The following is a 10,472-nucleotide window of genomic DNA, read 5'->3' as shown; positions in this document are numbered from 1 at the left end:
GCAGCGAAAGTCGGCTCTGACGGGCCGCGCCGCAGCGTACCGACCGGTAGGCGAACGGCAGGTCTGGGCCGTCCTTGCTGAAGCAACGCGATCCGTTGCCTGGACATTCTGCAACCGATCTAACGACCGCGAAGAGCCCTTATTGACGGATGCTGCACAGAGTTCGGATGACAGCAACTGCGCAAAGCGGTTATTCATCTCGGTGTACAGAAAAATCTAACACCGCTGTGCCAACATCGGGAAAACTCCGATCCGTCCGCGTTCGGACCCTTCGTGTAGTTTACAACTGATTCCGAAAACATGTTCGATAATGTCTTTCTGCATTACCGTTTCATGTGGACCGGCTGACGTGACACAGCCGTCCTTTAAAAACACAATATCGTCAGCGAAACTTGCAGCAAGATTGATGTCATGTAGAACAATGACCACGGTTTTATTTTGTGTTTTCACAAGCCTACGCAGCAGGTCCATGACCTCTAGTGAATGGGCGATATCCAGATGGTTTGTCGGCTCATCCAGCAATAAGATCGGCGCGTCCTGCGCCAGTGTCATGGCAACCCATGCACGTTGACGCTGACCACCTGACAGATTGCCAATAGGTGTATTCGTAAATCCGTCTAGGTCGGTTTGTGTGATTGCATCTGCAACCTTCGCGTGATCCTCGGAAGAGGCAGATGCAAAACCACGTCTGTGCGCAAACCTGCCCAGCATCACCAATTCTGAAACAGAAAGTTCGGACGGTGCCGATGGGCTTTGTGGAAGCGACGCAACCTGACGCGCGAGGCTGGTGCGGCCAATATTTGCAACAGGCGTGCCATTTATGGCGACGTGCCCTTGCGAAGGGCGAAGCAAATGCGTCGCAAGTTTCAAAAGCGTCGATTTCCCGCTGCCATTGGGACCACAAAGTGCTGTGATGCGGCCAGCATGAACGTTCAGAGATAAATCATGGACCAGAGGCGTGGTTCCGTAGCCAAAGCTGATGTCTGAAAACTGGATTGCGGGGTCATTGGTCATGGCGGGCCTGTCGGATCAAAAGATAGATGAAATAGGGCGCACCCACGAGGGCAGTGATCGACCCTGTCGGCAATTCGAGCGGAGAGGCCGCAGTGCGGGCAATAATATCTGCTGCCAACACCATAGATGCGCCGAGTAACGGAGTAACGATTAGCACCCATTTACTGCGCAATCCCACAAGCGCTTGTGCGGCATGTGGTGCAACTAGTCCCACAAAACCAACAGCCCCGATAAACGACACGGCTGTCGCTGTCAGGGCGACTGTCAGCGCAATCATGCAGCCACGCAGTGCAAGAACGGACAGCCCCGTCCCCACGGCGGTTTCATCATCCAAAACAGATTGATCAAGCTGGCGCGACATCAGCATGGCGATTGGCCAAAGGGCGAAAAACAATGTCCCGACAATCATGGCATCGGACCACTTTGCAGCATGTACGGACCCTGCGAGCCAGATCAGCGCTTTGGACGCCGAAAAGACAGGGGCGAGCAAGACGAAGGCCGTCACAATGGATTTGGCGATGGCTGCGACGGCGATACCGTACAGGATCAGGCGTATCGGCTGCCCAAAATCTCGCCATGCGAAAAACGCAACCAACAAAGCAGTCAGCACTGCGCCAAGCGATGCTGCGATCGGCTGATAAAGAATGGACACGGTGAGCGTATTGGCTGTGTCAGACAACAGCCATAAAAATACCAACACCCCAACCCCGGCACCATCCACGATGCCAAGTATACTGGGGGAAGCTAGCGGATTACGCAAAGCGCGTTGCAGTAGGAACCCAGCTGTCGCGAGGCACGCGCCCCCCAGTGCCGCAAGCATCACTCGTGGCAGCCGCAATGTCCAGACGATCAACATGTCGGTGTCCGATCCATATCCTGCCAATGCAGTGATGACACGACTAGGGCTGATCCATGAACTGCCCACGCCTGTTGCCAACACCAGCAAACTTAAAAATGTTGCAAATGGAACAAACCAGATGCGTATATTCCAACCGGTCATACTCATCATGCCAGCCGGACCCGGTTTCGACGCAGAAGCATCAGAAAGATCGGTGCGCCCATCAAGGCCAAAACTGCGCCAACAGGCATTTCTTGGGGGGCTACGACGAACCGCGCGACGATATCAGCGATCAGGCTAAGGGCGGCCCCGATCAACGCAACGCGCGGGATTAAAACACGGTGTGCGATGCGTCCCGACAAGCGTGCAATATGCGGTGCGATCAGGCCAATAAAAGCGACAGGTCCTGCTAGTGCGACACAAAGTGCTGCCAGCACAGATGCAAACGTCAAAAGCGCAAATTGCATTAATGGTACATCCACACCCAGTCCATGTGCTGTATCGCGGTCTGTGTTCATTGCATCCAATAGATTTGCGGTAAGGTAGCTACACATCGTCATCAGCCATAATATCGGCGCGAGCACGCCCAGCAGGCCAACATTCCGATCCGCGTATCCCCCGGCAAGCCAGAACAGCAGGGCCTGCATCGTCGCTTCGTCCAGAATGATGATAATCTGGGTCATGGATGCGGCCAGTGCCGCGATGGTCACGCCTGCCAGCATTAACGAGATTGGTGACAGATTCTTACCCGCGGCAGAGGCAACACCAAAGACCAAACCCATCGTTGCAAGAGCACCCAGAATGGACAACAGGGTCAGGCTCAAAAAACTTGTGATACCAAAAACACCAAGCCCCAAGACAACCGCAAAGGCCGCCCCAGCATTGACGCCCAGCAAACCGGGTTCGGCCAACTGGTTGCGGAGCACGCCTTGCATTAACAGACCAGACACCGCCAAAGCGGCGCCAACACTTATCGCTGTAATTGTCCGTGGCAGGCGCAGAGATGCAATAATGATACTGTCCGCCGATCCATTGGGATGGAACAACGCCGCGATCACAGTGCTGGTCGCATAAGGCCGATACCCCAAATGCAAGCTAAGCACGGCGAGTATCGCAATGAAAACGATCAAAACGGGGGAAGAAAGCAGTAACCGTATCATACATTTGACTTAGTTTACTATTTCAGTCAGGTAAATCATGTTTTGAGCAGTAGCCCGTTTGCCATCTGCATCTTCCAACTGAAAATCAAAGGATGATACTGATGAATAAGCTAATCGTTGCCGCCGCCGCGTCGATTTGGGCTGCCTGCGCGCAAGCAGAGATGATCGAACATTCCATGGGCGTAACAGACGTGCCTGACGCGCCAGTGCGCATCGTTGTGCTGACAAATGAAGGTACCGAAGCGTTGCTGGCGCTTGGCATAACCCCCGTAGGTGCTGCGACATCTTGGATCGGTGATCCCTGGTATGACCACATCGCGGATTCCATGTCTGAAACACAACCGTTGGGTAAAGAAACAGGTATTAACCTTGAACTTCTGGCCGTGTTGCAGCCCGATCTTATTTTAGCAAACAAACAACGTCATGAAGAAATCTATCAACAGCTTTCCGCAATCGCACCAACAGTTGTGTCAGAAAAACTGCGTGGCGACTGGCGTGTGAACTTTGAACTTTATGCTCGCACATTGGGTCTTACCGATGAAGGTGCTGAAATTTTAGCTGATTTTGATGGGCGCACGGCTAGCTTGGCTGAAGCGCTAGGCGACGATCTAAAACAAGAAATCTCAGTTATTCGCTTCCTTCCGGGTCATATCCGCATCTATCAGCGCGACAGTTTTTCGGGGTTCATCCTGAACAAAGTCGGATTTGCCCGCCCTGAAATCCAAGCAGTTGATGAATTCGCTATGCGTGTGGGAAAAGAAAGCATCCCGGATATGGACGGCGATCGTATCTTTCATTTCACGTGGGAAGCCGGTGATGGCGAAGGACTTGCAGCGCGTGACGAAGCCTTAGCAGATCCACTTTGGCAAACATTGAGCGCTGTCCAGTCCGGAAATGTGACCGAAGTATCTGATCCGATCTGGAATACGGCCGGTGGGATCATCGCTGCAAATTTGATGCTCGATGACATCGCCCGTCTTTTTGATGTCTCCGAGTAAAAATACCAGAGAGGGATTTCTATCGGATTATGGCGACGTAATCCGATAGTCTGAAGCACCTTTGCCACGATCAAGTGTGGTGTTTGAATTGCCGTGTCGCAAAGCGCGGAAACCAGCCGTTCGGTTAGAAGTGATCACAGTCGGCTAAGTCCCGCGAATTGTGAGTTCGGCTGGTGCCAACGTTTGCTACTGCAGCGAATGGCCGGTTCAGTGAAGCTGCAATGCGGCGCAGTCTGATGCGATGAATGCCTGGTAAGGGCCGTTCTCGATGCAACACCACACCGTGTGAATGCGGATGCCATACTTCGCCTGAACGCCTGCTCCGAGCCCTTTGTGACCGACGCTGCGCGGTTGAAAATTGTCCGCTTACAAATCAGAGTCGACAAGACCGCTAAAGGAACGCGAAAGCTATTCGCTCGCTTCCGGAACCACCCGGCGTGCAATGTCACTCAGGATCGCTTCCAGGTCTGGTTGCATTTTGCCGTCTGACAACTTTCCATCAATACTCAGGAACGACAGCCCGTGCACAAAGCTCCAAAGCATGAAAGCTTTCTGGCGGTCCTCTTCGGCGATCTCTGAACGCCCGTGACATTTGGCGACTTCCATTTGCACGACGGCGAACTTTTGATCGCCCAATGTGTGGAGTTTGTCATCTTCAGCCGTTTCGCCTGACCAAGTAAACATCAACCGGAAGACGCCGGGTTCAGTTGTCGCAAAGCGGATGTATACCCGCCCCAAAGCAACGATGCGCGCGTGTGACCCTTCCGGATGCGGTGCGATCTCTACCATCATCTGTTCGGATTGGCGGATCATACCGGCGGCGGCAACTTCACGCAACATTTCGGTCTTGTCTTTGAAATGCTTATAGGGCGCCGCGGTGGACACGCCCGCACGTCGACAGGCCTCGGACACCGAAAAATTATCGGGGCCCTTTTCCTCGACCAATTGGCGCGTCGCGTCGATCAACTGCGTTCTTAAGTCACCGTGATGATAGGATGCGCGCTTCCGCGGGTTCTTGCCTGTTTTCATGATCCAATCTTTTTCATGCCCCGTACTACTTGTCAAAGTAAGAGATTCTAACATATGTTAGAGATGCTAACATTGCGAGAGGGTTAGTCATGCAAACGAAGAAAAAACCAAACGTTCTGAGACGAGCAGGTATTCTTGGCGGCACAGCTGCTGTGATCGGTATCGCTGTCGGCGTAGTCACTTTTGGCACTGATGCTCTTGCAGAACGGGTTGAAAACACCCCGGCACCCGAACCTGCCCTGCTGACCTCTGTTGCTGTTTCGACCATCCAGTTCGAAGATCACTACACCACCACCCGACGTTTTCTTGGTCAGGTCGAATCTGCCGCAGATGCCACCCTTTCATTCGAACTGGGTGGTCGTTTGGCCGCGCTGGCAGTTGATGAAGGCGAAAGCGTTGCAAAAGGCGATGTGATTGCGCGGCTTGATACAGCGCTGCTTGAGGCGGAACGCAACCGGTTGACCGCGTCCAAGGACGCGACCGCGGCGCAACTGACCTTTGCACAAACCCGCCTGGTGCGCGCCGAACAACTGCAAAGCGAAGGGTTTTCAAGCCGGGAAACGCTGGATCAGGCACGCGCGACCCGCGACGAACTGGTCAGCCGGATCGCTGAGATCGACGCAGGTCTGTCGACGGTTGCAATCAACATCGAAAAATCGGTTCTGCATGCACCTTTCGATGGGCGCATTGGCGCATTGGATGTCGAAACCGCCGAAACTGTGAATCCCGGACAGGTGGTCCTGACCTTGATCGAAACCACCACACCGCATGTGCGTGTCGGTGTCCCGTTAAGTGTTGTCGAAGATGATCTACGACAGGTCACCATTGAAATCGCCGGCCATGAATACGCGGCAGAATTGCAGCAATTGCGCCCTGACATCGACCCCATCACGCGCACGCGCACTGCGCTTTTCAAGCTTGAGACCGAACAGACACTGGCATTTGGCCAGACTGCCAATCTTCTGGTTCAGACCGACGTGAACGCGCGCGGTGCATGGGTCAGCCTTGATGCCTTGCAGCAGGGGTCCGGTAGTATCTGGACAGTTCTGGTTGTTGAAGACGACATCGTCCGCACCGCAGCTGTCGAGGTCCTTTTTCAACAAAGCGACCGGGCCTTTGTCCAGGGAACCTTTGCTGAGGGCGCAAGGCTGATCGGTGTCGGGGCCCACCGCGTTGTACCCGGCCAGCAGGTGCAGGTCATGGAAGGCGGGGTCTAGGTCGATGAATACCCTTACCTTTCGCCAACCCCGCTTTGTGGCATTGATCCTGCTTGTTCTCATCTCGGCTGGGATCTCGTCGTTTCTGTCACTGGGGCGCCAGGAAGATCCGACAATCACGAACCTTTTTGCCACGGTCACAACACAGTTTCCCGGTGCAGACCCCGCACGTGTCGAAACACTTGTGACAGCTGAGATCGAGGAAGAGCTGCAATCAATCGCCGAGGTTGACGTCATCACCTCGGTGTCGCGATCAGGTGTATCGGTGGTTTCAGTCGAACTGGTGCAGACACTGGATGATGCCACAATCGAACAGGTCTGGTCCGAGGCGCGCGATGCTGTCGAGGCAGCACGGCGTGCGTTTCCTGCCGGCGTGCAGGCGCCTGATTTCAATGCAGAGGGCATTTCGGCCTATTCGGCTGTTGTTGCCGTGACTGCGGATCATGATCAGGTACCGCACACGATCGTCCAATCCCATGCCGACGCCCTTGCCGACCGTTTGCGAGCGATCCCGGCCACACGCGCTGTCGATTTGTTTGGTGAGCCTGAAACAGAAGTTCTTGTGACCGTTGACCCGCAAGCTGCAGCGGCCCTTGGGCTGACGGCCGCTGATGTGTCCCGGATGATCATAGGTGCAGATGGCAAGGTGCAGGCCGGGCGCATCCAAAGTGATAACGTCAATCTGACGATCAACATCTCTGGCGCGATTGAAACGCTTGATCGGTTGGGCAGTGTCGTCCTGCGCCAGAATGCAGAAGGGGCGACTGTTTCCCTTGCCGATATCGCAACGATTACACGCGGCGTGCGTGAACCGGTCAGCGAAATGGCGATTGCCAACGGCAAACCTGCGGTTCTTGTGGGTGTCCTTGCGCAGGATGGTGTCCAGATTGATCGCTGGATGGGTTTTGTCCGTGATGAATTGCAGGCGGGCGCCCCCGACGTGCCTATCGGCCTGTCCGAAAGTCTGATGTTTGATCAAAGCACCTACACAACCGACCGGCTGGCTGAGGTCGGCACCAACATGGCGATTGGTGTCACGTTAGTTGTGCTGGTGCTTTTCGTCACGCTTGGTTTGCGCGCAGCTGCGATTGTGGCTGTTGTGCTGCCTGTTGTGTCGCTTACGACCTTGGCCAGTATGAACTTCATTGGACTGCCCATCCACCAGATGTCCGTCACCGGCCTGATCGTGGCGCTTGGCCTGCTTGTCGATGCTGCCATCGTGATGGTAGATGAAGTGCGCCAACGGCTTGGGCGCGGCATGGACCGTGCCGCCGCCGTCGGTGACGCAACCAGCCGCTTGGCCGCCCCGTTGCTGGCATCGACCGTTACAACCGCGCTGTCGTTTACCCCAATGATCCTGCTGCCCGGTCCGGCAGGCGACTTTGTGGGATCAATCGCGATTGCAGTGGTCTTGATGCTGGTGTGGTCGCTTTTTATCGCATTGACGGTTACACCGGCCCTGGCGGGGTGGTTCCTGAAGGGTGGCAAGCCATCGGGATTGCAAATGCCCGTGCTCGGCCGCGCATTTGAAGCGCTTATCAGGATATCCGTGCGCAATCCCGTCCGCTCGATTGCACTGGCGTTGATCCTGCCGGTGCTGGGGTTTGCGTCGTTCCCGACACTCACAGCCCAGTTTTTCCCCGGCGTCGAACGGGACCAGTTCTACATTGAAATGGATATGCCGCCGGGCACGGCGATTGCGGAAACCGCCAAAGTGGCCCGGGAAATCGACGCTCGGTTGGCGGACAGCACGGGTGTCGATCTGGTCTATTGGTCCTTGGGCCAGTCCGGTCCTGCCTTCTACTACAATATCACCGGCGGACGATCAGCCGAACCTGCCTACGCGCAGGCAATGGTCAAGACTGTGACGGCAGAGGATGCAGCCCGCATCGTGCCCATGCTGCAGGCCGAACTTGACCGGGACTATCCGCAGGCACGCATCATTGTCCGTGATCTGGTGCAGGGTCCGCCGGTTGCGGCCCCCATCGAATTCCGATTGGTCGGCCCGAACATCGACACACTGCGAGATCTTGGGAACGAGGCACGGGCCATCATGGCCGATCTGGACCTTGTGACCCAGGTGCGCGCAGGTGTTGTAAGCGGCGCGCCGCAACTGCGTTACGAGATTGATGAGCCCGCCGTGCGACTACTTGGCATGAACCTGACGGATGTTGCCGCCCAGCTAGAGGCGGGGCTGGTCGGCGTTACGGGTGGCAGCCTTGTCGAAGGCACTGATCAACTGCCCGTCCGCGTTCGTTTTGGCGACGACTTGCGCAGCGACCTTGAGGGTGTGAATGATCTGCCGATCCTGCTGCCAAACGCGGCCGCGGTGTCTGGCACTGGTGTCTTTCCCGCAGTCCCGTTCTCTGAGTTGGCGACAGCAGTCCTCGAACCCGCAGAAAGTGTGATTACCCGCCGCAATGGCGAGCGGATCAACACGGTTCAGGCGTTCATCGTGCCCGGTGTCTTGCCAGAGGAGGCATTGCAGGATGTTCTTTCCGCACTGGACGCACGAGGGTTTGACGTTCCGCTTGGCTATCGGGTCGAACTGGGCGGCGATAGTGATGCGCGCTCTGACACTGTCGGAAATTTGCTGGCCTCTGTCGGCCTGATTGTCACACTGACAATTGCGACGATTGTCCTGACGTTCAATTCGTTCCGCCTGACCGCAATTACTTTGGTGGTTTGTGTCTTGTCGGCGGGGCTTTCGATGCTTTCGCTTGCGGTTTTGCAGTTCCCGTTTGGGATCAACGCGATCATCGGGGTGATCGGATCAATTGGTGTGTCGATCAATGCCGCGATCATTATTCTGACGGGACTGAAGGCAGACGGGGATGCCGTAGCAGGTGACACTGATGCGATTGCGCGGGTTGTCACAGGGTCCAGCCGCCACATCACCTCAACCACAATCACGACTTTCGGGGGGTTCCTGCCGCTGATCCTGGCAGGTGGTGGTTTCTGGCCGCCTTTCGCAGTGGCTATTGCAGGTGGCGTTTTGTTGTCGGCTGTCATCTCGTTCTTTTTCACGCCAGCCGCATTCACGCTGATCTACCGCGACGGGCGTAGTGATGAGAACATGTCAAAGGTCGACCCAAGAATTGTCTCGCTTGCGGCTGAGTAAGCCCTTCCTCCGAGGCAAAGCGCGCTAAATACGAAATGCGGCGCGCCCCTCCAGCGTAGGATTTCACTCAGATTGGCCCTGTCAAGGTTTCGTAACGACCCCAGCGATCGTTTATCGAAACCTTGAAAGCGGCGTCCTATTTGAAAGGCCTGAACGGTCAACTTGTCCCGCATAACGAACATAGCTCGGTTGCCCAACTGTGCATGCGCAGCGGATGGCGGCTATGCGGATGCGCCTGCAGCACATTGACCGGCCAGTGTACGTCCGCTTTGGGCCGTCCTTATCGGAACAAACTTCCCTTGCCGAGCAGATGCTGCGACTGCTCCGATGGCGGCAGAGAGCCCATGTTGCAAATTTTCTGTTGCGCAGCGAAGGTCTGCTTAACGTAGCTCTTGAGGTAAATTGATGGAAGCAAAGACTGGTTTGGGCGCAATTCGAAGCATGGACTACGTGATCCTGCTCTGTGACGATATTGAACGCATGAAGAAGTTCTACCGCGAGGTTCTGAGCTTTGAGGTTGAAGATGAAGCGGCCGGAACTTGGGTTGGCTTTCGGGTCGGTACACTCTACCTAGGTCTCCGACCTCGTGGACGTTCCTATGATGGTGCGCGCATTCCTGAAAAGTCAGCTGGAGCACAAATTAGCTTCCGTGTCCCACCTGCCGATGTTGACGCAGCTCATGAAGAGCTTTTGGCGAAGGGTGTGAAAATCATCGAAGGACCAACGAACCAGGATTGGACTCATCGGACCCTGTTCTTTCACGATCCAGAGTTCAACATCATCGAAATCTACGCCGACATACATCCGCACGACACTCTAGACAACCCAAGCGGTGTGCATCTGTTGGTTCATGGCCAGTAGTCGAGAGGCACTGCAAAGCTGCCATTTGTCCGAACGATCGGAACGACAGCTTCCGTCCCGCGATGCAGTCATCGGACAACCCTTTGACCTCGCAGCCGCAGCGAATGTCGGCAATGCGGGTTGCAATTGCAGCAGCGAGATGACGTGGTAAGCGGCAGCTTCTCTAATTGGGTGTTTGGGTCAAGCTCGTTTTCCTTCTTTCCTTTGGGTCTTTGTCACTCATCCGGGTCACGC

General features: G+C 55.4%; 9 protein-coding genes. 5 read left to right on the top strand and 4 right to left on the bottom strand.

What is annotated here, in order from left to right:
• Positions 1-220, top strand: a 220-nt coding sequence (locus HRQ87_RS20090) for a hypothetical protein (protein ID WP_217430524.1), incomplete at its 5' end; no start/stop codon positions are given.
• Here the strand turns inward: HRQ87_RS20090 and HRQ87_RS19695 are convergent.
• Genes HRQ87_RS19695 through HRQ87_RS19685 form a run of 3 tightly spaced genes read right to left on the bottom strand, consistent with a single transcriptional unit; the run spans position 217 to position 3,012 of the window.
• Positions 217-1,014, bottom strand: coding sequence for an ABC transporter ATP-binding protein (locus HRQ87_RS19695; protein ID WP_174140159.1), 798 nt, complete (start codon positions 1,012-1,014; stop codon positions 217-219). The two genes, HRQ87_RS20090 and HRQ87_RS19695, sit on opposite strands and share 4 nt — an antisense overlap.
• Positions 1,004-2,014, bottom strand: coding sequence for a FecCD family ABC transporter permease (locus tag HRQ87_RS19690; RefSeq protein ID WP_174140158.1), 1,011 nt, complete (start codon positions 2,012-2,014; stop codon positions 1,004-1,006). Before HRQ87_RS19690 ends, HRQ87_RS19695 begins: the two co-directional genes overlap by 11 nt.
• Before the next feature lie 5 nt (positions 2,015-2,019).
• Positions 2,020-3,012 (bottom strand): FecCD family ABC transporter permease, encoded by a 993-nt coding sequence (locus HRQ87_RS19685; RefSeq protein WP_174140157.1) that lies wholly within the window; start codon positions 3,010-3,012, stop codon positions 2,020-2,022.
• 101 nt (positions 3,013-3,113) lie between these two features.
• Here HRQ87_RS19685 and HRQ87_RS19680 point away from each other — a divergent pair, with 101 nt between their 5' ends.
• Positions 3,114-4,010 carry an ABC transporter substrate-binding protein gene (locus tag HRQ87_RS19680; RefSeq protein ID WP_217430523.1) on the top strand — a complete coding sequence of 299 codons (897 nt, stop codon included), beginning with the start codon at positions 3,114-3,116 and terminating at the stop codon, positions 4,008-4,010.
• Between the two features lie 408 nt (positions 4,011-4,418).
• Here HRQ87_RS19680 and HRQ87_RS19675 read toward each other — a convergent pair whose 3' ends face one another.
• Positions 4,419-5,039: a TetR/AcrR family transcriptional regulator gene (locus tag HRQ87_RS19675; RefSeq protein ID WP_174140155.1), complete on the bottom strand. Its 621-nt coding sequence runs from the start codon at positions 5,037-5,039 to the stop codon at positions 4,419-4,421.
• An 89-nt stretch (positions 5,040-5,128) separates the two neighbouring features.
• Here HRQ87_RS19675 and HRQ87_RS19670 point away from each other — a divergent pair, with 89 nt between their 5' ends.
• From HRQ87_RS19670 to HRQ87_RS19660, 3 genes are all read left to right on the top strand, one after another.
• On the top strand, positions 5,129-6,256 hold the full coding sequence (locus tag HRQ87_RS19670; protein ID WP_174140154.1) for an efflux RND transporter periplasmic adaptor subunit: 1,128 nt from the start codon (positions 5,129-5,131) through the stop codon (positions 6,254-6,256).
• A gap of 4 nt (positions 6,257-6,260) precedes the next feature.
• The gene (locus tag HRQ87_RS19665) at positions 6,261-9,377 is read left to right on the top strand and encodes an efflux RND transporter permease subunit (protein WP_246252577.1); all 3,117 of its coding nucleotides are present in this window, start codon (positions 6,261-6,263) and stop codon (positions 9,375-9,377) included.
• A 405-nt stretch (positions 9,378-9,782) separates the two neighbouring features.
• Positions 9,783-10,238 carry a VOC family protein gene (locus HRQ87_RS19660; RefSeq protein WP_174140153.1) on the top strand — a complete coding sequence of 152 codons (456 nt, stop codon included), beginning with the start codon at positions 9,783-9,785 and terminating at the stop codon, positions 10,236-10,238.
• Positions 10,239-10,472 lie beyond the last annotated feature (234 nt).

This window comes from Parasulfitobacter algicola, from assembly GCF_013315265.1.
GTDB classification, from domain to species: Bacteria; Pseudomonadota; Alphaproteobacteria; order Rhodobacterales; family Rhodobacteraceae; genus Parasulfitobacter; species Parasulfitobacter algicola.
Note: the sequence above shows the minus strand (reverse complement) of the source record. Positions and strands in the feature narration are given on the sequence as shown.